Source organism: Streptomyces sp. PSU-S4-23, from assembly GCF_055632315.1.
Genome location: NZ_JBVMUU010000002.1, coordinates 4,471,446 through 4,492,402 on the forward strand (window position 1 = coordinate 4,471,446; position 20,957 = coordinate 4,492,402).

General features: G+C 72.2%; 17 protein-coding genes, 2 tRNA genes and 1 pseudogene. 13 read left to right on the plus strand and 7 right to left on the minus strand.

The window, feature by feature from the left end; translation table 11 throughout:
- Nucleotides 1-401: 401 nt before the first annotated feature.
- Nucleotides 402-1,277 carry a bifunctional DNA primase/polymerase gene (locus tag ACZ79I_RS20430; protein WP_471498940.1) on the minus strand — a complete coding sequence of 292 codons (876 nt, stop codon included), beginning with the start codon at nucleotides 1,275-1,277 and terminating at the stop codon, nucleotides 402-404.
- Nucleotides 1,278-1,648: 371 nt separating this feature from the next.
- Here ACZ79I_RS20430 and ACZ79I_RS20435 point away from each other — a divergent pair, with 371 nt between their 5' ends.
- From ACZ79I_RS20435 to ACZ79I_RS20470, 8 genes are all read left to right on the plus strand, one after another.
- Entirely contained in the window at nucleotides 1,649-1,960 is a 312-nt protein-coding gene (locus ACZ79I_RS20435) for a hypothetical protein (protein WP_388366031.1), read from the plus strand.
- Between the two features lie 272 nt (nucleotides 1,961-2,232).
- Nucleotides 2,233-3,486 carry an acyl-CoA dehydrogenase family protein gene (locus tag ACZ79I_RS20440; RefSeq protein WP_471498941.1) on the plus strand — a complete coding sequence of 418 codons (1,254 nt, stop codon included), beginning with the start codon at nucleotides 2,233-2,235 and terminating at the stop codon, nucleotides 3,484-3,486.
- The gene (locus ACZ79I_RS20445; RefSeq protein WP_471498942.1) at nucleotides 3,483-4,661 is read left to right on the plus strand and encodes a bifunctional MaoC family dehydratase N-terminal/OB-fold nucleic acid binding domain-containing protein; all 1,179 of its coding nucleotides are present in this window, start codon (nucleotides 3,483-3,485) and stop codon (nucleotides 4,659-4,661) included. The genes ACZ79I_RS20440 and ACZ79I_RS20445 overlap by 4 nt, the downstream gene beginning before the upstream one ends.
- A gap of 1 nt (nucleotide 4,662) precedes the next feature.
- Complete coding sequence (locus ACZ79I_RS20450; RefSeq protein WP_471498943.1) at nucleotides 4,663-5,694, plus strand: acyl-CoA dehydrogenase family protein; 1,032 nt, start codon at nucleotides 4,663-4,665, stop codon at nucleotides 5,692-5,694.
- Nucleotides 5,691-6,116, plus strand: coding sequence for a MaoC family dehydratase (locus tag ACZ79I_RS20455; protein WP_471498944.1), 426 nt, complete (start codon nucleotides 5,691-5,693; stop codon nucleotides 6,114-6,116). Before ACZ79I_RS20450 ends, ACZ79I_RS20455 begins: the two co-directional genes overlap by 4 nt.
- Nucleotides 6,113-7,279, plus strand: a complete 1,167-nt coding sequence (locus ACZ79I_RS20460; protein ID WP_471498945.1) for a lipid-transfer protein — start codon at nucleotides 6,113-6,115, stop codon at nucleotides 7,277-7,279. Before ACZ79I_RS20455 ends, ACZ79I_RS20460 begins: the two co-directional genes overlap by 4 nt.
- 173 nt (nucleotides 7,280-7,452) lie before the next feature.
- Nucleotides 7,453-8,007, plus strand: coding sequence for a SigE family RNA polymerase sigma factor (locus ACZ79I_RS20465; protein ID WP_471498946.1), 555 nt, complete (start codon nucleotides 7,453-7,455; stop codon nucleotides 8,005-8,007).
- Between the two features lie 99 nt (nucleotides 8,008-8,106).
- Nucleotides 8,107-9,783, plus strand: a complete 1,677-nt coding sequence (locus ACZ79I_RS20470; RefSeq protein ID WP_471498947.1) for a long-chain fatty acid--CoA ligase — start codon at nucleotides 8,107-8,109, stop codon at nucleotides 9,781-9,783.
- Nucleotides 9,784-9,857: 74 nt separating this feature from the next.
- On the opposite strand, the gene ACZ79I_RS20475 is transcribed toward ACZ79I_RS20470, so the two are convergent.
- Entirely contained in the window at nucleotides 9,858-14,318 is a 4,461-nt protein-coding gene (locus ACZ79I_RS20475; RefSeq protein ID WP_471498948.1) for a PAS domain-containing protein, read from the minus strand.
- Between the two features lie 226 nt (nucleotides 14,319-14,544).
- A complete protein-coding gene (locus tag ACZ79I_RS20480; protein ID WP_471498949.1) occupies nucleotides 14,545-14,976 on the minus strand; it encodes an SSI family serine proteinase inhibitor in 432 nt (143 codons plus the stop codon).
- Nucleotides 14,977-15,226: 250 nt separating this feature from the next.
- Between ACZ79I_RS20480 and ACZ79I_RS20485 the strand changes: the two genes are divergently transcribed.
- A tRNA-Ser gene (locus ACZ79I_RS20485) sits at nucleotides 15,227-15,317 on the plus strand.
- Nucleotides 15,318-15,530: 213 nt separating this feature from the next.
- A tRNA-Arg gene (locus ACZ79I_RS20490) sits at nucleotides 15,531-15,603 on the plus strand.
- A gap of 36 nt (nucleotides 15,604-15,639) precedes the next feature.
- Here ACZ79I_RS20490 and ACZ79I_RS20495 read toward each other — a convergent pair.
- The 3 genes and pseudogenes from ACZ79I_RS20495 to ACZ79I_RS20505 form a co-directional block, all read right to left on the minus strand.
- Nucleotides 15,640-15,909, minus strand: a complete 270-nt coding sequence (locus ACZ79I_RS20495; RefSeq protein ID WP_471498950.1) for a hypothetical protein — start codon at nucleotides 15,907-15,909, stop codon at nucleotides 15,640-15,642.
- A 228-nt stretch (nucleotides 15,910-16,137) separates the two neighbouring features.
- Entirely contained in the window at nucleotides 16,138-16,677 is a 540-nt protein-coding gene (locus tag ACZ79I_RS20500) for a hypothetical protein (RefSeq protein WP_471498951.1), read from the minus strand.
- Between the two features lie 348 nt (nucleotides 16,678-17,025).
- Nucleotides 17,026-17,156 (minus strand): annotated as a pseudogene (locus tag ACZ79I_RS20505) (IS5/IS1182 family transposase); the annotation flags it as partial.
- A gap of 134 nt (nucleotides 17,157-17,290) precedes the next feature.
- On the opposite strand from ACZ79I_RS20505, the gene ACZ79I_RS20510 reads away from it, so the two are divergent.
- Nucleotides 17,291-18,847, plus strand: coding sequence for an oxidoreductase (locus ACZ79I_RS20510; RefSeq protein ID WP_471498952.1), 1,557 nt, complete (start codon nucleotides 17,291-17,293; stop codon nucleotides 18,845-18,847).
- A 230-nt stretch (nucleotides 18,848-19,077) separates the two neighbouring features.
- On the opposite strand, the gene ACZ79I_RS20515 is transcribed toward ACZ79I_RS20510, so the two are convergent.
- On the minus strand, nucleotides 19,078-20,010 hold the full coding sequence (locus tag ACZ79I_RS20515) for an alpha/beta hydrolase (RefSeq protein ID WP_471498953.1): 933 nt from the start codon (nucleotides 20,008-20,010) through the stop codon (nucleotides 19,078-19,080).
- A 79-nt stretch (nucleotides 20,011-20,089) separates the two neighbouring features.
- Between ACZ79I_RS20515 and ACZ79I_RS20520 the strand changes: the two genes are divergently transcribed.
- Both ACZ79I_RS20520 and ACZ79I_RS20525 read left to right on the plus strand, forming a co-directional pair.
- Entirely contained in the window at nucleotides 20,090-20,554 is a 465-nt protein-coding gene (locus tag ACZ79I_RS20520; protein ID WP_471498954.1) for a MarR family winged helix-turn-helix transcriptional regulator, read from the plus strand.
- Nucleotides 20,551-20,760: a hypothetical protein gene (locus tag ACZ79I_RS20525; protein ID WP_471505538.1), complete on the plus strand. Its 210-nt coding sequence runs from the start codon at nucleotides 20,551-20,553 to the stop codon at nucleotides 20,758-20,760. The genes ACZ79I_RS20520 and ACZ79I_RS20525 overlap by 4 nt, the downstream gene beginning before the upstream one ends.
- Nucleotides 20,761-20,957 lie beyond the last annotated feature (197 nt).

Genomic DNA, 20,957 nt, shown 5'->3' on the forward strand with positions numbered 1-20,957 from the left:
CTCGTGTAAGGAATTCATCGCTTTCCGCCATGTCGGGGGGAAGGCCATCACATGGCCCACCGCTTTCTTCGCGATATCCGCACCACCGGCATCAGTCGCATGCAGATTCCCCATGTCTGACACATCGGACTGGGCGTCACAAGCGTCACTGGAGCTACCGGCGGTGACCGTTTCCTCACCTTCGGGCGGTCTCTGCGCTCCGTTTCATGCGTAAAACGCTGGTCATGCAGCACAAGTCGGGCTTGGCGTGCATTCCGGAAAGGGACGGCCCAGGGCTTTGGGGAAGGCGGCCGGTGACGGTGGCCGATTCCGTCGAGGGGTCATTCCCTGTCCGGGTGAGCCGGTTCCCGCCGGCATGCGCGTGCCTCCCGGCGTCCCCACCGGTCGGCGCCGCGCCGCGCTCAGAGCCGCTGCCCGGTCATCCGGGCGGCCGACGCGATCGTCGAGCGGGCCTCGCGTTCCGTCAGACCGGTGCGCATCGCCGCGTCGATCAGCGCGGGGGTCAGCTCGGGGCCGATCCCGTTCTCGTACGCCCGGCAGGCGGCCCAGAAGAGGCGGGTGTTGCGCTGGCCCTCGTGCGCGGCGAGCACGAAGTGCACCAGGCCCTGGCCGTGCCGCCCCGTCGATGCGGGCGTGGTGTGACGGGCGTGGCGCGGCGGAGGCGTGAGCAGGCGCAGCAGTGCGGGCGGGCAGGGCGCCGGAGGCAGCTGGGCGGTGCCCGGTGCCGTGCGGTAGGTGCCGTGTTCCGTGCGTGAACCGGGGCCGACCAGATATCCGCCGGCGCCCCGGACGTCGATACCGGGGGCCAGCCGGCTCGCCGAGTTGGGCACGACGACGTCCGGCGGGCCGCTCAGCCACAGATGGCGGCCGCCGCTCGGGGTCAGTACGACCACGGTCTCGGGGAGGGTGAACAGATGGCGCAGCGCGAGTTCGCGCAGGGCCGCGGAGGAGTCGGTTCCGGACTTGGTGTCGAGATCGATGCCGATGAGGTGGTGGGGGTGCAGACCGCAGGCGATGCCGTAGCCGGTGGCCCAGGGAGCGGCGGCGAACAGCTCGCGAATGCGGCGCGGGTCGGTCGTGGCGTCGTACACCCCGTGCCCGACGCGGCCGCATTCGCCGTGACAGGCGCGGGCCGATGGATCGGGGTCGTCGCGGTGGGGGGAGCGCAGGGCCGGCAGCTTCGTCCGGGACAGCGGGATCACCGCCAGTCCGCGCTCCGCGGCGGACAGCGCATGGGCCAGGGCCAAGGTGGTGGCCTGCCGGTCGATGGTGGCCATGCCCTCCATTTTCGTACGCACGTTCGAAAAAGGGAAGGGGTGGGGTGGTGGAGGGAAGGGGCGGGGCGGTGGGGTGCCGAAGCGCTTCAGCCCTTGGCGTGCTTGGAGGGTATCGCCCCGATCGGGTCTGTATCGGCTATGTCCTATGGGTATGGGCGACGAAGCTCATCTAAAGGGGTTTATCTGCATGTCCTCACGCTTGAGAGCGAATCACGGCTTAAGGGGTGATTCGGTGGGAGCCGGTGGGCAACTCTGAAGGCGCGACGTCGTACACCGTCCAAGGCCGTCGGCCAACTGCCTTGGAGCAAGCGGTACTTCATGTACATCCCGGCGAAACAGGCCGGTACCCCACCGGGTTCTGGAGGAATCACATGGCAAGCATCCGTACCGCCCGCGTCCTCGCCGCCGTCACGGCTCTGCCGCTCGCCGCCGCCCTCTTCGCGGGCGTCGCCTCGGCGGACACCGGCGCGTTCGCGGACGACGGATCGAACGCGGCCGTCGCGGGCGTGAGTCGCAGCGGGGTCGGGCACAACAATCACGGCAATTCGTCCACCACGCAGCAGCAGGCGGTCGGCTCCGGTGCCTCGAACCAGAACAACACGGCCCAGGTGAACCGCTCCGCGTTCACCTCCATCAACCAGAGGAGCGAGAACGTGGTCATCCACTTCACCCACCTGTGGTGAGCGAGGGGCCGATGCGTCGCCGTCGGCCCTGACGTCCGACACGCCCTTCCGGGGTGTGCTTTCCAGGTCACAGACGTCCGCGCGGCGGTACTCCGGTGCCGCCGCGCGGACGCTTCTCGATGTCCGTGCCCGCGCGCGCGTGCCCGCGGGTCACCCGGCGCGGAGGTCCCGGGGTGCGGGGACCTTGACAGCGGCCCTTATCTGACGGACAGTCAGAAACTCCTCGGTCGTTCGCGATCCCCTCGTCGTACGAGGTCCGGGAGGCCTCCGCCGTGCACCTCGCCCCCACCGAGCGCCAGCAGCGGCTGCGCGCCGAACTGCGCACCTACTTCCGCGAACTCATGCCGGACGGGCCGCCGCCCGCCGACGACGGCGCCCGCCGCCGGGCGCTGCTGCGCCGGATCGGCGCCGACGGTCTGCTCGGTCTCGGCTGGCCCGTCGCGTACGGCGGTCAGGGGCGCGGCGCGGACGAGCAGTTCGTGTTCTTCGACGAGGCGTACCGCGCGGGTGCCCCGGTGTCGATGGTCACCCTGAACACCGTCGGCCCGACGCTGATGGCGTACGGGAGCGAGGAGCAGAAGGCGTACTTCCTGCCGCGGATCCTCAGCGGTGAGACCGTGTTCGCGATCGGTTACAGCGAGCCGTCGGCCGGGACGGACCTGGCGTCGTTGCGGACCCGGGCCGTGCGGGTGGCCGGGGACGGCGGTGCGGCCGGCGGTGCGGACAGCCGCCCCGGTGGGGCCGGCGCGGAGTCCCACGACGAACGGTCCGACGGTCCGGACGCGGGGCGGTGGCGGATCGACGGCCAGAAGATCTTCACCTCCAACGCCCAGCACGCCGACTGGATATGGCTCGCCTGCCGTACGGATCCCGACGCACCCCGGCACGAGGGCATCTCGATCCTCCTCGTCCCGACCGACGCCCCCGGGTTCTCCTGGACGCCGATCGAGACCGTGGGCGGGCTGATGACGACGGCCACCTACTACGACGGGGTCACCGTTCCGGCGGCGAACCTAGTCGGCGAGGAGAACGGCGGCTGGCGGCTCATCACCAGCCAGCTCAACCACGAGCGGGTGGCGCTCGCCGCGCTCGGCCTGCAGGCGGAGGACTTCTACGCGGCCGCGCTGCAGGCGGCGCGTACCCCTGATCCGGTGACGGGGCGGCGCCGGATCGACGAGCCGTGGGTGCGTTCCCGGCTGGCCGAGGTGCACGCCCGGCTGGCGGCGAACCGCCTGCTCAGCTGGCGTCTGGTGGGAGATGTGGGGGCGGGCCGGCTGGCGCCCGGTGACGCCAGCGGGGTGAAGTTCGCGGGAACGGAATCGACTGTCGCGACGTATCGCCTGTGTCAGGAGATCGTCGGGGTGCAGGCGCTGGTGCGGGCCGGCTCACCCGGGGTGTTCGGGGACGGCGAGCTGGAGCGGCTCAACCGGGCGGCACAGATCAACACGTTCGGGGGCGGAGTGAGCGAGGTGCAGCGGGAGATCGTCGCGACGATGCGGCTCGGGATGCGGAGGGGGCGGCGATGAGCGGCGCAGTGAGTACGGAGGCGCAGGCGGAGGCGGAGTTCGCCGCGCGGCTGAAGACGTACGAGGGACGGCCGGCCGCGGTCGCGGGCGTCGGCAAGGACCGGGTCAACGAGCCGATGATCCGCCACTGGTGCGAGGCGATGGGCGACGGGCATCCCGCGTACACCGGCCCGGACGCGATCGCCCCGCCCACCATGCTGCAGGTGTGGACGATGGGCGGCCTCTCCGGTCACGAGGGGCGCACGGAGGCGTACGGCGAGCTGCTCGGACTGCTCGACGAGGCCGGCTGCGCGTCGGTCGTCGCCACCGACTGCGAGCAGGAGTACCTGCGCCCGCTGCGGCCCGGCGACGAGGTCACGTTCGACGCGGTGATCGAGTCCGTCTCCGGCCGGAAGCGGACGAAGCTCGGCACGGGGTACTTCGTCACGACCCGGATGGACGTCCGCGTTGGCGGGGAGCCGGTGGGGACCCACCGGTTCCGGATCCTCAAGTACGCGCCCGCGACGCCGGCCCCCGCGACGCCGGCCCCCGCGGCATCCGCGGCATCCGCGGCCTCCGCGGCAGCGGCGTCCGCACCCACGCGCGGGAAGTCCGGCGGTAGACGGCCCCGACCGGTGATCAACCGGGACAACGCGGGATTCTGGGAGGGGGTCGGCCGGCACCGGTTGCTGATCCAGCGGTGCGCCGCCTGCCGGACCCTGCGCTTCCCCTGGCTGCCGGGGTGCAACGCGTGCGGCTGTGGGGAATGGGACACGGTCGAGGCGAGCGGCGAGGGGACGGTCTACTCGTACGTCGTCATGCACCATCCGCCCTTCCCCGCCTTCGACCCTCCCTACGCGGTCGGCCTGATCGAGCTGGCCGAGGGCGTCCGGATCGTCAGCAACGTCATCGGGGTGCCGTACGACAAGGTGCGCATCGGCATGCCCGTGCGCCTCGCGTTCGTGCGGTACGACGAGGAGTTGGAGCTCCCGGTCTTCCGGCCGGACGAGGCACCGGAGACGCCCGGAGCCGGCTCCGGTCCCGGCTCCGGTCCCGGCTCCGGTCCCGGCTCCGGTCCCGGTCCCGGCTCCGGTGTCGGCCCTGGCTCCGGTCCCGGTCCTGGCTCCGGCACGGGCGTGTCGGCCGTGGCGGCCGGCCTCTCCGACGGTGACGGGCAGCGGGGCGGTGGGCGCTGACATGGACTTCACGCCCACCGAGGAGCAGGCGGCGGCCCGGGATCTCGCCGCGCGGATCTTCGGCGACCTCTCGACACCGGAGCGACTGTCGGCGGCGGGCACCGGCAGCGACGCCGAGCTGTGGAAGGAGCTGTGCGCGGCCGGGCTGGTCGCGGCGGTGGCGGACGTCGGCCTGCTCGGCCTGGTGCTCCTCCTGGAGGAGCAGGGACGGACGACGGCGCAGGTCCCCTTCGCGGTGAGCTGTGCGTACGGGCTGCTGGCGGTGGCCGCGCACGGCTCGGCGGAGCAACGGGAGCGGCTGCTGCCGGCGATCGGGGACGGTGCGGTGGTGGTGACCGGGGCGCTGCCGTCCACCGGGGGCGTACGGGCGGATGCCCGCGGGGAGCTGACCGGCACGGTGCCCCTCGTGCCCTGGCTGAGGGACGCGACGCATGTGCTCGTGGGGGACGGCCGGCGGCGGCTGTGGCTGGTGCGGACGGCCGATGCCCGATGCGAGCCGGTGGAGTCGACGGCGCCCTGGGCGGCGGGGCGGCTGACGCTGGATGCCGCCCCGGCGGAGCCCCTGGGGCAACCGGACGCGTACGCCGACGTGCTCGCCACCGCGCGTACCGCCTTCGCGGGCCTGCAGGCGGGGGTGTGCGCGGGCTCGCTGGCGCGGGCCGTGGCGCACACCAACACCCGGGAGCAGTTCGGGCGTCCGCTCGCCGCCAGACAAGGGGTCCAGCTCCGGGCCGCCGACGCGTACATGGACACCGAGTCGATCCGCGTGACGGCGTACGAGGCGGCCTGGCGCCGCGACGCGGGCCTGCCGTACGCCACGCACGCGCTGACCGCCGCCTGGTGGGCGTCGGAGGCGGGCGCCCGGGTCGTGCACACGGGCCAGCATCTGCACGGCGGAGCCGGGGCCGATCTGGAGCATCCGGTCCACCGGCACTTCCTGTGGGGACGGCAGCTGGACGCCCATCTCGGGTGCGGGAGCGAAGTGCTCCAGGAGCTGGGGGAGTTGATCGTGAGTGGGGAGGAGGCCGTATGAAGGCCGGTGGACCGCGGGCCGGCGCGGTGCGGGCGGGGACCGAGCTGCCGCCGCTGGAGATCGAGATCACGCGCACGCTGATCGTGGCCGGGGCCATCGCGTCCCGCGACTACCAGGACGTGCACCATGACGCGGAGCTGGCCCGTCACAAGGGCTCCCCCGACATCTTCATGAACATCCTGACGACCAACGGCCTGGTCGGGCGCTACGTCACGGACCACTTCGGCCCGGACGCCCTCCTGCGCAGGGTGGCCATACGGCTCGGCGCTCCCAACTATCCGGGCGACACGATGGTGCTGACCGGCACAGTGGAGGAGGCCGACGGGGACACGGCCGTCGTGAAGGTGGTCGGGACCAACGGCATCGGCCGGCATGTCACCGGTACCGTCGTGGTCACCGCTCCGGGCGGAGGTGCCGGATGAGCGTGCGCACGAAGGACGCCCTCGGCGGACGGGCGGCGATCGTCGGGATCGGGGCCACCGAGTTCTCCAAGGACTCGGGGCGCAGTGAGCTGCGGCTGGCGGCGGAGGCGGTGCGGGCCGCACTGGACGACGCGGGGCTGCGGCCGGCGGACGTGGACGGCATGGTCACGTTCACGATGGACACCAGCCCCGAGATCACCGTGGCCCAGGCGGCGGGGATCGGCGAGCTGTCCTTCTTCTCCCGGATCCACTACGGGGGCGGGGCGGCCTGCGCGACGGTCCAGCAGGCGGCGCTCGCGGTCGCGGCCGGGGTGGCCGAGGTCGTGGTGTGCTACCGCGCGTTCAACGAACGCTCCGGCCGCCGCTTCGGCTCCGGGGTGCAGCATCGCGAACCGACGGCGGAGGGGGCCGCGCTGGGCTGGTCACTGCCGTTCGGGCTGCTCACCCCGGCGTCCTGGGTGGCGATGGCGGCCCAGCGGTATCTGCACACCTACGGGCTGACGCCCGAGGCCTTCGGTCATGTGGCCGTCGTGGACCGCGCGTACGCGGCGACGAACCCGGCGGCGTACTTCCACGGCAGACCGGTCACGCTCGCCGACCACGCCGCCTCGCGCTGGATCGCGGAGCCGCTCAGGCTGCTCGACTGCTGCCAGGAGACGGACGGGGGGCAGGCACTGGTGGTCACCTCCGTGGAGCGGGCGAGGGACCTGCCGCGCCCGCCGGCGGTGATCGCGGCCGCCGCGCAGGGTGCGGGCCGCGGCCAGGAGCAGATGACCGGTTTCTACCGGGGCGACCTGACCGGTCTGCCCGAGATGGGTGTGGTGGCCCGCCAGCTGTGGCGGAGCTCGGGGATGGGACCCACGGACATCGATGTGGGAATCCTCTACGACCATTTCACCCCGTTCGTCCTGATGCAGTTGGAGGAGTTCGGGTTCTGCGAGCCGGGCGCCGGGGCGGACTTCGTGGCCGCGCGGAGCCTGCCGCTGAACACCCACGGAGGGCAGCTGGGGGAGGCGTATCTGCACGGGATGAACGGCATCGCGGAGGCCGTACGCCAACTGCGCGGCACGGCGGTGAACCAGATACCCGGCACAGCCCGCGCCCTGGTCACCGCGGGCACCGGCGTCCCCACCTCGGGCCTCGTCCTGACCGCGGACCGGTGAACGGACGCGGTCCGTTCAGGGGCGGACTCCTCAGGGGCGGCCCCTCAGGGGTGCGCAGAGGATCGTCCACCTCCAGTAGGTGGGGGCAGCCCCCCGCCTACAACCTGAGGCGGAGGCCGCTTCGGGACCTGCGGGCGATCCGCCGGAACACGGGGCGAACCTAGCGTGGAGCCATGACCACACCCGTCTGCACCAGCGCTTCGAACGCCGCTGCCTCGGCGAGGCGGACTCTTGCGTACCCGTCGTTCTCGTCGTACGTGAGGGCCCGCCAGCCGGTGCTGCTGCGCACCGCCCGGTCGCTGACCGCGAACCCGAGCGACGCCGAGGACCTGCTGCAGACCGCACTGGCGAAGACATACGTCGCCTGGGAGCGGATCGAGGACCACCGCGCGCTCGACGGGTACGTCCGCCGGGCGCTGCTCAACACGCGGACGTCGCAGTGGCGCAAGCGCAAGGTCGACGAGTTCGTCTGCGACGAGCTGCCCGAGCCGGAGGGCGCACCGGCCACGGACCCGGCCGAGGAGCAGGCGCTGCACGACGCCATGTGGCGGGCGATCCTGAAGCTGCCCACGCGCCAGCGGGCGATGGTGGTCCTGCGCTACTACGAGGATCTCAGCGAGGCCCAGACGGCGGAGGTGCTCGGCGTCTCCGTCGGCACGGTCAAGTCGGCGGTGTCCCGCGCACTCGGCAAGCTCCGGGAGGACCCGGAGCTGGAGCCCGTGCGTTGAACATCACGTCACGAACGCTGATCGATCCCTCCGGGGCCTAGTGACATACCACGTGGTATGTGCGCAGAATCTGCGCAACCCCTTACCACCGCGTAGGCAGTGTCGCCCCGGGAGGACACCGTGCTGAGCACCATGCAGGACGTACCGCTGACCGTCACCCGCATCCTTGTGCACGGTGTGCTGGTGCACGGGCAGTCCCAGATCATCACCTGGACCGATGAGGGCGAGCCGCGCCGCAGGACCTTCGCCGAGGCGGGCACGCGCGCGGTGCAACTGGCCCATGCCCTCCACGACGACCTCGGCGTCCGGGGTGACGACCGGGTCGCGACGCTGATGTGGAACAACGCCGAGCACGTCGAGGCGTACTTCGCGATCCCCTCCATGGGGGCCGTCCTGCACACGCTCAACCTCCGCCTCCCCGCCGAGCAACTGGTGTGGATCGTCAACCACGCCGCCGACCGCGTGATCATCGTCAACGGCTCGCTCCTTCCGCTGCTCGCGCCCCTGCTGTCGAAGATGCCGACGGTCGAGCATGTCGTGGTCTCGGGACCGGGTGACCGTTCCGTCCTCGAGGGCGCCCACGCGCGGATCCACGAGTACGAGGAGCTGATCGCGGGCAAGCCGACGACATACGACTGGCCGGAGCTGGACGAGCGCCAGGCCGCCGCCATGTGCTACACCTCCGGCACCACCGGCGACCCCAAGGGCGTCGTCTACTCCCACCGCTCGATCTATCTGCACTCCATGCAGGTCAACATGACCCAGTCGATGGGCCTGACCGACCAGGACACGTCCCTCGTCGTGGTCCCGCAGTTCCACGTCAATGCCTGGGGCCTGCCGCACGCCACCTTCATGACCGGCGTCAACCTCCTGATGCCGGACCGCTTCCTGCAGGCCGCGCCGCTCGCCGAGATGATCGAGCGGGAGCGCCCGACGCACGCCGCCGCCGTCCCCACCATCTGGCAGGGGCTGCTCGCCGAGCTGACCGCCAGGCCCCGCGACGTCTCGTCCCTCACCCAGGTCACCATCGGCGGCTCGGCCTGCCCGCCCTCGCTCATGGAGGCGTTCGACAAGCTCGGGATGCGTGTCTGCCACGCCTGGGGCATGACCGAGACCTCCCCGCTCGGCACGGTGGCGAGGCCGCCGGCCCACGCGGTGGGCACCGACGAGGAGTTCGCCTACCGGCTCACCCAGGGACGCTTCCCGGCGAGCGTCGAGGCCCGGCTCACCGGGCCGGGCGGCGAGCGGCTGCCCTGGGACGGCGAGTCCGCGGGCGAGCTGGAGGTGCGCGGACCGTGGATCGCGGGCGCGTACTACAACGGCCCGGACGCCGAACCCCTGCGCCCCTCCGACAAGTTCAGCGAGGACGGCTGGCTCAAGACCGGCGATGTGGGCACCATCAGCCCCGATGGCTTCCTCACCCTCACCGACCGTGCCAAGGACGTGATCAAGTCCGGGGGTGAGTGGATCTCGTCCGTCGACCTGGAGAACGCCCTGATGTCCCACCCGGACGTCGCCGAGGCCGCGGTCGTCGCCGTCCCGGACGACAAGTGGGGCGAACGTCCGCTCGCCACCGTCGTCCTGAAGGAGGGCGCCACCACCGACTTCACCGCTCTGCGCGCGTTCCTCGCCGAGGAGGGGAAGATCGCCAAGTGGCAGCTCCCGGAGCGCTGGACGGTCATCGGGGCGGTGCCCAAGACCAGCGTCGGCAAGTTCGACAAGAAGGTGATCCGCCAGCAGTACGCGGCGGGTGACCTGGACATCACGATGATCTGAAGCCGGACATAAGGGAGTCGGGGCGTGTTTCACGTGAAACACCGCCCCGACTCCCTTATATGTCCTGATGTGTTCTAGTTCGTACCGATCCGGGCCAGCAGATTCACGATCCGCTCCTGCACCTCGGGGCTGGTCGAACGCTCCGCGAGGAACAGGACCGTCTCCCCCGACACCAGCCGGGGCAGATCGGCCTGGTCGACGGCGGCGGTGTAGATGACGAGCGGGGTGCGGTTGAGCAGGCTGTTCGCGCGCAACCAGTCGACGACTCCGGCCTGGCGACGGTGTACCTGCATCAGGTCCATCACCACCAGGTTCGGCCGCATCTGCGCGGCCAGCGTGACCGCGTCCGCGTCCGACGCGGCCCGCGCGACCTGCATTCCCCGCCGCTCCAGTGTCGCCGTGAGCGCGAGCGCGATCTCCGCGTGCTCCTCGATGAGGAGCACGCGTGGCGGGTGCTGCTCGGAGTCGCGCGGGGCGAGCGCCTTCAGGAGCACGGCCGGGTCGGCGCCGTACGCCGCCTCGCGTGACGCCTGCCCGAGGCCCGCCGTGACCAGCACGGGAACCTCGGCGGCCACCGCGGCCTGGCGCAGCGACTGGAGCGCGGTCCGCGTGATCGGGCCGGTGAGAGGGTCGACGAAGAGGGCGGCCGGGAAGGCGGCGATCTGCGCGTCGACCTCCTCCCGGGAGTTCACGATGACGGGCCGGTAGCCACGGTCGCTGAGCGCCTGCTGGGTCGTCACGTCCGGCGCGGGCCACACAAGCAGCCGACGCGGGTTGTCGAGCGGTTCCGGAGGCAACTCGTCGTCCAGCGGCCGCATATGGGGCTGGTCGGCGACCTCCACGGCACCGCCGGGACCGTCCAGGGGCTCGGGACCTTCGTCGGCGTTCTCGTCCGGAGCCCCGATGGCGTACGACCGTCCGGCGCCCTCGGAGACCATGCTCAGAGGGGACTGCCCGGCGAGGGACGGCTGTGCCGGCAGCGGAGCCGACGCGGACTGCGGATGCGGGCGCGCCGCCGTCTCCTGGCGTTCACCCGCCGGCTCGGGGGGCGTACCGAGCTTGCGGCGGCGGCCCGCCCCGCCCGGCTGGTGCGGCGGAGGCGTCGGGGACTGCGGGCGGGGCTGGGCCTGCGGTTGGGCAGCCGCCTGACGGGCGAAGGGAACGCCCTGCCCGAGGGTCCGAACGCTGATCGCCCGCCCCTGTGTCGAGTTGGGGTCGACCGGCGCGGCCGACTCGGCGGGCAGCGGCTGGGCCGTCCGTGACTGGGGGGTCCGTGGCCGGGCGGTCTGTGGCTGAGCGGCCTGCGGCTGAGTGGTCTGTGGCTGAGCGGCGTGCTCCGGGGGCAGCGGGGTGCCTGCAGATGGGGTGGGCTGCGGTACGGGCATACCGGCCCCGGAGGTGTCGGCCGCGCCGGGCCATGCCTGCGGCTGCGCGGCCTGCGGGGGCGGCGGCACCGGAGTACCCGGTGCGGGAGTGACCGTTCCGGGCACCCCGCCGACGGGGGCGGCGGCCTGCGGAGGGACCGTCTGCGGGCCCGGCCGCGCCGGTGCCATGGGGTGCGGTACGGGGGCGGGCTGTCCGGGCAGGGGCTGAGCGGGTGTGGCGGCGGGAACCGGCTGACCGGGCGCCGGCGCCACCGGCGCCGGCTGGGCACCGGGGACGGGCAGTGCGGGGCCGGGCTGCACAGGGGGAACGGGTGCACCGGGCTGTCCGGGAACGGGCAGGCCAGGAGCCGGCTGGGCCGGCACCGGCTGACCGGGCGCCACCTGCCCGGCCGGTGCGGCCTGAACCGGAAGTCCCTGCGGAGGGACCGCCTGGGCTCCGGCCGTGGGCGTGGGCACGCCCTGCGCAGGCACGGGCTGCGGGCCGTGCGCGCCCTCCTGCACGGGCACACCGGGGGCGGGCGCAGCCGGCGTCATCGGCCCCCCGGGCAGACCCTGGGCAAGGGGTGTCCCGGTCGAGCCCGCCCCGTCCGGCCCGGCCGGCGGCTGCCCGGGCACGGCGGCCGGGTGGGCGTGGCGACGGCCCGCGGGCACCTCCACCGGATGCGGCTGCGGCGGCGTGTGGTCCTCGGCCGGGTCCTGCGGCACCGCGTCATGACGGCCCTCGTCGACCTGGCCGGGCACGGGACCGGAGGCGGTGACGGGAGCAGGCGGCTGGGGTGTGCGGTCCGCCTCGGCCGGCGGCAGCGCGAACACGGTACGGGCACCGGAATCCGCGGCGGTGGCGCGGTCGTTCGCGGGGGCCAGGGCCCGTCGGCGGCGCCCGGTCGGAGCCGCGGCGGTCCCCACGCTCCCCGCGCTCCCCGTGTTTCCCGCGCTCCCCGCGCTCCCCGTGTTTCCCGCGTTCCCCGTGTTCCCTGGGGCCTCCGCGGGCGGAGTGCCGGAGGCCGCGGGCAGCGCGGGCGGCAGCGCCTGCCCGTCGCCGACACGGCGGGCGCGCCGGCCGGAGGGTGCGGGCACCCCCTGTGGCGGCACGGTCTCTCCCAGCCCGGTGGCGGGCGCCCCCGCGGCGTGCTCGGCGGCGGTCACCACCGCACCCTCGGCCGCGCCCTCGGCGGGGTTCGGCCGTCCACGCCGCCGTCCCGTACCGCCACCCCCGGTCTCCGCGGCGTCCTCGGCCGCGGTCGTCTGCGCCGCGGCGGGCGTCCCGGCCGCGGGCCCCGCCGCACGCCGCCTGCGCCGCCCGGTGGGTGCAGCAGCGGCCGTGTCGGAGGAGGCGGCCGCGGCGGCGCCCACCTCGCTCTCCAGGAACGCGTCCACGGACGACCGGCGGGCCCGCCGCCGCCCGCCGCTCTGCTGCGCGGCCGGCTCGGGCGGGACGGCCGCGGCCCCGGACTCCTCCGCGGGGGCAGGGGGCGCCGCCACCGCCCCGGCGCCACCGCCGAGCGGCACCTCCAGCACATACGCGCTGCCGCTCATGCCGGGCACCTCGTGCGTCTGCAGCACACCGCCGTGGGCGCGCACGATGCCGCCGACGATCGGCTGGTGCACCGGGTCTCCCCCGGCGTACGGGCCGCGCACCTCGATCCGTACCACCTCGCCGCGCTGCGCGGCGGCCACGACGACCGTGTTGTCCATGTAACCGCCCGCCGAGACGGGGGCGTTGCCCGTGGCGTCCACGCCCGCCACGTCCGCGACGAGATGCGCGAGCGCCTGCGCGAGCCGCTGCGGGTCGACCTCGGCCTCGATGGGCGGGGCGTGGACCGCGAACTGCACACGCCCGGGCCCGATCAGCTCGACGGCACCCTCGACACCGGCGGCGACGACCGCGTCGAGCATGACGGGTGTCCGGACGAGGCCGTCCTCTCCGGCGTCCAGACGCTGGTAGCCGAGGACGTTGTCCACGAGGGTGGTGATGCGCGAGTAGCCGGCCGCGAGGTGGTGCAGCACCTGGTTGGCCTCGGGCCACAGCTGGCCGGCGTCGTCCGCGGCGAGCTTGGACAGCTCACCGCGCAGCTCGTCCAGGGGGCCGCGCAGCGACCGGCCGAGCAGGATCAGCAGTTGATCGTGCCGCGCGGCGAGCGCCTCGTACCGGTCCTTCTCGCGTTCGCCGAGCGCGGCGTACCGCTCGTCGCCCGCCGCGATCTCCTCCGCGTGCCGCTCCCTCAGCCCGTCGAGCTCGGCGGCGTGCTCCTCGCGCAGCCGCTCCAGCTCCGCCTCGTGCTCCTCGGTGACCCGCTCCAGCTCTTGCCCGTGCCGCTTCTCGGCCGCGTCCTTCTCGGCGACGACCGCGTCGTACGGCCGCCGGTCGGTGAACGTCAGCACCGCGCCGACGAGCTGGTCGCCGTCGCGCACCGGCGCGGTCGTCAGATCGACCGGCACCTTGTCCCCGCTCTTGGACCACAGCACCTGTCCGCGCACACGGTGCTTGCGCCCGGAGCGCAGGGTGTCGTGGAGCGGCGACTCCGTGTAGGGGAAGGGAGAGCCGTCCTCGCGGGAGTGCAGCACCAGGGTGTGCAGCTCCTTGCCGCCCAGGTCACTGGCCCGGTATCCGAGTATCTGGGCGGCGGCCGGGTTGACGAGCACGATCCGCCCGTCGGTGTCGGTGCCCACCACACCCTCGGCCGCCGCCCGGAGGATCATCTCGGTCTGCCGCTGCGACCGGGCGAGTTCCGCCTCCGTGTCGACGGTGCCGGACAGGTCGCGGACGACCAGCATGAGCAGTTCGTCGCCGGTGTAGCCGTAGCCGTCGTAGGCCTGCCGGCCATCCTCCAGGTTGGCGCTGGTGACCTCGACGGGGAACTCGCTGCCGTCCGTGCGGCGGGCGATCATCCGCGTCGGCTTGGTCCGCCCGCGGGGGTCCATGGAGTCGGGGCGCCGCATGGATCCGGGGATCAGCCGCGAGTCGAACTGCGGCAGCAGATCGAGCAGCCCGCGCCCCACCAGGGCCGTGCCGGGCGTCTCGAAGGTCTCCAGGGCGATGGTGTTGGCGTTGACCACGGTCCCGTTGGCGTTGACCAGGACCAACGCGTCGGGCAGCGCGTCCAGTATGGCAGCGAGGCGAGCAGCGCCTCGGGATGGCCTGCTGCTCACGCGACGCTTCCTCCCTGTTACCGCACCTTGCCCACCGCGGAGGCCATCTTGCCAACCGGCCCGCAGCGTGTCACGCGAGGGAGTCTACGGGCAGCGGCCCAGCTCGCGAGGCCGGATGAGAGGGAGGTCGCACGCGGAAGTGACGCAGAACCTGTGACCGTGCAGGTCGCCGCGCGGGACCCGGAGGCCGCCCTCGGGGACGGCCCTGATCCGGCGGCGCGCGAGCCTACGAACGGACGTCCGGCAGCACGGGCACCAGGTCGTCCCAGCGGGCGATCTGACAGCCGTCGCTGCGGTCGTACCGCGCGTCCACCGGGCGTCCCGCCCAGGTGCCGGTCACCCGCGCGGTGGCCGCGCCGCCGTACTGCATCGTGCACAGGCTGCGCGGCGGCACCGGGGCGAAGGGGTCCCGGCCCCAGACGGTCCGCCGGTCGAGCGCGTCGCACGCGGCGACGGGGTCCGGATGACTGCCGCCCCCCGGGTGGCACCGCAGCACGTACGTACCGTCGGCTCGCCCGGCATGGCTCACGGTGACCACGATCCGGTCACCGAGGGGAACGGGCGGACGCCCGTGTGCGTACGCCGGCGCCGCGGCCCCGGCCGTGGAGAGGAGGGCGACGGCACCGAGGAGCACGCCGCAGGAGGTGAACTGGACCATGCCGTGACTAACGGCGCCGGGGCGTGACGGTTGCGGACACGGCGGGACGGGCCCCGGAGCACCCTGCGGAAGAGGCGTCCCGCCACCCCCTCCGGGCCCGGCCGCCGGAGGGCATCCCGCCCGCGGATTGCGGCCCAGTGCTTTGCCCTGCGGGCTTTCTGCCTAGTACCGTAGGCGTCGATTGGTGACACCCCGCTCGGCTGTGTCATCATCTGCACGCACCACTCGCGCTCGCGCGGGCGGTTGTGCTGGAGGCGTCGCCTAGTCCGGTCTATGGCGCCGCACTGCTAATGCGGTTTGGGCCTTAAAGCCCATCGAGGGTTCAAATCCCTCCGCCTCCGCGCATGATCACCGAAGCCCCGGTCCGTACGGCCGGGGCTTCGACGTTCCCATCCCGTTCCATGCCCTGGCCCTCACCCGTCCGGCACGGCGTTTCCGCAGGTCACAAGGGGTACGGCAAACGGATTTCACATGGCGGCGGCTGTCATGTAATGTTCTTCCTGTCGCCGCGAGCGGGCCGGAAGGGCCCAGGAGCGGGGAGGAAAACAGAACAAGCACTCGTAGCTTAACGGATAGAGCATCTGACTACGGATCAGAAGGTTGCAGGTTCGAATCCTGCCGAGTGCGCACTGTGATGTCTCAGGACATCGGAAACCCTCGAACCTACGGGTTCGGGGGTTTCGTCGTGTTGGTGGGGTGCTGGGGCTGGTAGTCGCGGGTGGGGTCGATGATCAGCTCGCGCAGGAGTTCTCCGGTGGTGGCGTTGACGATGTGGACGTGGAGATCGTCGACGAGCAGGATGACGTTGGTTCGGGCGTAGGTCCGTCCGACGCCTATGTGGTGGAGTTTGCCGCTGACGCGCAGGGTGACCAGGCCGGATTGGTCGATGCGGTCGTGGCGGACACGGGTGTGGGTGTCCGTGTGACGAGGCATACGCGCGCGTGGTCGGTCGGCGCACCCGCCGTCGTGGCTGGCTGCCGGCGGCTGAGGTTCGTGCCACTGTCGTGCCAGATGCAGCGGTCAGCCACGGTCAACCAGGGGTTCGAGCAGTCAAGTTGCCGGGTGTCTCGCCCGTCATCAAAGCCCCGGGAACCGGCACTGCACTCCTGCCTCTCCTAAAGCGGTGGCGGGCACGGCAGCCTTGTCCCTGAGGCCGTGGCTTCAGATACCGCCCTCTGCCGGCACACGAAACACCGGGCCTCGGGCACCCAGCAGCCCGGGCACGGTCTGCCACAGGTCTGCCCCGTTCGCCCGCTCCCATTCCGCGGTCGCCCGGGACTGTGCCCACTGGGCCACGGCCACCGGAACCAGCGTGAGGGGCGGCATCAGCTGATGCGATGTCAGGCCGATGAGCATCATCCAGCAGACCGCTCCACCCACGAATCCGACCGTGCGCCGTAGCGACAGCCGCTGCGCTGTGTCCTGGCCGGTGCGCGGTTGTTCCTCGGTGCTGTCAATCCACGCGGCATGCTCGTACATGCGGCGAAGCCGGGTGCGGAGACGGAAACGCAGCGGCAGCAGCACCAGGGACACAAGAGCCACCGCAACTGCTCCCACCAGGAGGGTCTCCAGCCGGTGAGCCGTACCGATCAAGACCAGCAGCAACCCTTCGGACAGCACCACCCCCGCGCCCATCATCAGCGCGGACATCTGCTGGAAGTACACCACCCTTATCAGCCCGGGTCTGGCGTCCTCGGTCATCGTCCCAGCTCTCTGCCCGGACACCCGCACGGGCAGAGACGATCCAACGCCGTGTGGAACCCGGCGTCAACAGGCCGCGTGTCAGAACATCGCCAAGACTGTCAGACCCCAACTCCTGGGCGCACGCAGAGCAGGCGTAGGCCCGGGTGCAGGGACGCTGTTCACGGTTAGCGCGGCCCTCACTGCAGCGGTGAGGTGAAGGCTTCCGGTCCGGCAGCGGAGTACAACGACCAACGCCCTCGCGCAGTGCCCCTCAGGCTGCGCTGTCGTCTTCCGTCTCGCCCTCGTCGTCGAGCCTCAACGCGTCGTCCATCCGGTCGGCGGCGGCCCGCCGCGTCGTCCCCCTTCGCCGCGGTCGGCCAGTACCACGTCCGGGCGCGCCGGGGCCGGCCGCGCTTGCCCCGCACCGGCGGCACGGCCTGGAGAAGCGGTATCGGTTGGGTGACGTCCCTGCGGTGGCCGCCGGTGGGAGTGGCGGCGGCCCTGGAGTGATCAAACCATCTCGAAGATCATTTCGTTGGGAGCTCCGAGGGCTCCCGACGGAATGGGCCGCCCTCCGATCCGCACACGGCAGGGCAAGGCGAGTGCGAAGGAAGATCACTACTCTGCATGAGTGCTTTCCTACGACGAGTTGACGTCACCGGAGCGTGAGTTGTGGGATATGTTCCCCGAGGGACGCCGGGTGGACCTGCGCACGGGTCTGCCCGAGGACGACCGTGTCACCGAGGGCGGGCAGTGGGGCCCCGGGCGGACGGTTCGGGCCGCTGTGATCGTGGCGCTCCTCCAGGGCGCGAACACCGCGCAGCCGGGCGCCGTCGCGTGTCTGGGGCTCGCCGGGGCGCGGATATCTGGGCACCTCAACCTGGCCGGCGCGCAGATCGCTCACGCCCTCTGGCTTGAGGACTGCTGGTTCGAGGAGGGCGTGGACCTCTCTGGAGCGTCGACCCAGTCGATTGCGATCGTGGGCAGCCGAGTGCCGGGCGTGGAAGCCGGGTTGATCCGTATCGAGGGGCGTCTCGACCTGCGGCGTTCTCGCCTGGAAAGCGGCTCTGCCTCGCCCTTCCAGCGCAGGGTCACCGCCTTGTCGCTCATCAACGCCCACGTGAGCGGCGCCGTGAATCTCAGCGGCGCTGAGATCACCGCACCCGGGGAATGGGCAGTGTCTGCCGGCGGACTGGTCGCGGAGGGCGGCGTCTACTGCGGGGACGGATTCGTCGCCCGCGGTGAAGTCCGTCTGATGGGCGCGCAGCTGCCCGGCGGACTGCACATGCGTGGCGCACTACTGGAACACCCCGGCCAGCGCGGGGTGGCGCTCGCCCTGGACAACGCCGTGGCCTCGACGCTCGACTTCTCCGACGGGTTCATCGCGAACGGGACCGTACGGCTGCGGGGTGCCCGGATCTCGGACAACCTGTCCTTTGAAGGAGCCGTGCTGAACGGGCCGCCCGATGGCCACGGCCCGTCTTTGGCCGCCCTGCTGATGCAGGCCGTCGACTTCGACTTCACCCTCGCCCGGCCGCCGTGCGCCGCCGTGGATCTGCGGGGCGCGCAGGTGTCCTACCTCCACGACAACGAGCACAGCTGGCCGGACGTGGTGGAGCTGGACGGCTTCGTCTACGGCTCCATCAAGGTGGACGAGGCGGGCGAGCGGCGGGAGGCAGTGGGGCGGCGGGACTCCGTGGCCCACCGCGTGGCGTGGATACGACGCAGCCCGGGCTACAGCCCTCAGCCCTATGAGCAGTTGGCGAGCTGGTACAGGAAGGCCGGCCACGACGACGACGCCCGCCGCGTACTCCTGGCCAGACAGCGCCATCGGCGGCAAACTCTGCCCCCGGCCGCGCGCGCGTGGGGGCACCTGCTCGACGTGACCGTCGGTTATGGCTATCGCCCCTGGCTGGCCGGCGTCTGGCTCCTCGTGCTGACTTTGCTGGGCACGCTGTCCTTCGGCACTCACTCCCCCAACCCGGTCGCACCAGGTGAAGGCGCCCCGTTTCAACCCCTCGTCTACACACTCGATCTCTTGATCCCCATCGGTTCCCTGGGTCAGCGCACGGCCTGGTACTGGTCGAACGGGAGCCTCCAGGGGCTGGCCTACCTGCTGATCGCCTTCGGCTGGGTGCTGACGACCGCCGTCATCGCGGGTGTCACCCGCGCCCTGCAGAAAAGCTAGCGGGTGGCGGCTGAGTTCAGCCGTCGCCGGCGGATGAGTGCGCATCCGAGAGTGAGGAAGGCTTCTGGATGTCGTCGCGGATCCCCCAGCGGATCCGCAGGCGGCGGAACCAGCGCAGGCGGCGGAACCAGCGCAGGCGGGCGAACGTGCGCCGCAGTCGGCCGGCACCACGTCCGGGGGGTGCCGGGCCAGCCGCGCTTGCCCCGCACCGGAAGCCGCCGGGGCCGGTGTCAGGGGACCGGGTCGAGACGGTCGGCGCTCGGGCGCCCGGCGCTCAGGTGGGCGGTGAGGAAGCGGGCGGCGCGGTCGAGCGCGGCGTCCGCCTCGTCGAGGCGGCCGTAGTGGTGCTGGAAGACGTGGGGGAGGCCGGGCCCGATTTCGAGCGTGACCTCGACGTCGTCGGCGCCCGCGCGGGCGGCCAGCCGGACCGCGTCGTCGAGGAGCACCTCGTTCGCCCCGACCTGCACGAGGAGTGGGGGCAGTCCGGTGAGGTCGGCGAACACCGGGCTGGCCAAGGGATGATGCGCCCTGTCGCCTGCGCCGACGTACAGATCGGCGTAGGCGCGCACGTCGGCCTCGGTGAAAACGGGGTCGGCGCTCTCCTTGGAACGGATGCTTCCTCCAGCGAGGGTGAGGTCGACCCAGGGGGAGAAGACGACCACGGCGGCTGGTTGCGGCAGCCCGGCCTTTCGGGCGGCGAGCAGTGTGGCGATGCTCAATCCGCCGCCGGCGGAGTCACCGGCCATGACGAGGTCCCGTGGGTCGGTGCCCGACGCCAGCAGCTCGCGGTAGGCCGCGAGCCCGTCGTCGACAGCCGCGGGGAAGGGGTGCTCGGGCGCCAGCCGGTAATCCACCGACGTCGCGCGCAGCCCGGCCCGGCGGGCCAGTTCACCGACCAGCCCTGCGTGGGTGTCCGGTGAGCCGATGACGTAGCCGCCGCCGTGCAGGTAGAGCAGTCGGCCGCGGCCGGAGGCTTCGGCCGGCTCCAGCTCCAGGGTCGGCCGCCCGCCCAGGACGGTCCTGCGGGTGACCACGCCCTCCGGCGCGGGGCGGGTGACAGCCGCGGTGAAACCGCTGCGCTGCTCCTCGGGAGTGGGCCGCATCTCGCTGCGAGGGGCTGAACGGAGTACGGCGTCCAGGGCGTCGCGCTGCTGTCGGGACATGTGGGGCCTCCATGGGTCGGGGTGCGAGGATGGATTCCTGGGAATCCATCTGCCTGCCCCCAACCAGATTCCAAGGAAGATGATTCCCAAGAATCTATTGGAGGTTAATGTGAGCCATGTCACCCCGATCTTCACCGATCTGGTCCGCGTCGAGACCCGGCTCTACAACGCGGTGAGCGCCCGGTTGCGCGCCGAGCAAGGGCTGGGGCTGGGACAGTTCGAGCTCTTGGAGATCATCGACCGCGTGCCGGGGTGCCGCGTGCTCGACATCGTCGGCGAACTGGCGATCACCGTGGGGGCCGTCAGCAAGGCGGTCGACCGGCTGGTGGCGGCGGGCTGGTGCCTGCGGGTCGCGCACCCCCAGGACCGCCGTTCGTCCGTCCTCCGCCTCACATCCGAGGGTGAGAAGTGCCTGGCCGCTTCCCGCCCCATTGTCGAAAGCGAGCTCATCTCACTGACCGTGGCGGTTCCCCCTGGCGACCTGGCCCGCATCGCCTCGACCCTGGCCACCCTTCGCGCAACCCTTGAGCGGCAGCCCGGGTGAACGAGCTTGTCGAGGCGGCAGACGACAAGCAGCCGGGCAACACCATCGCCCGCCACGGACGACCCGCGGCTCTGCGCGGCGATCGTGGACCGGCTCACCTTCAACTCACCTTCAACGCCACCCCCGTCGAGACCGGGACCGAGTCCTATCGCCTGGCCAGGACCAAGATCCGAGGCCGGGCCGCCACACGCGACACCGCCCGCTGAGCCGCTTGCCCACAGACCCGAAGGATCCGCGGCGGACAGATGAGGACGCTGCTCCCGGTCCATTGTCAGCGGCTGCCCCTACGCTTCCTCGCGATCACCGACGAGCGACGGAGAAGCTGCCGTGGGAGTCGACGTCGTGGCCCTGACCGCCAGGAGCGGGCTCGGTCGGCATGAGCTCACGGACCGGTGGCGGGACT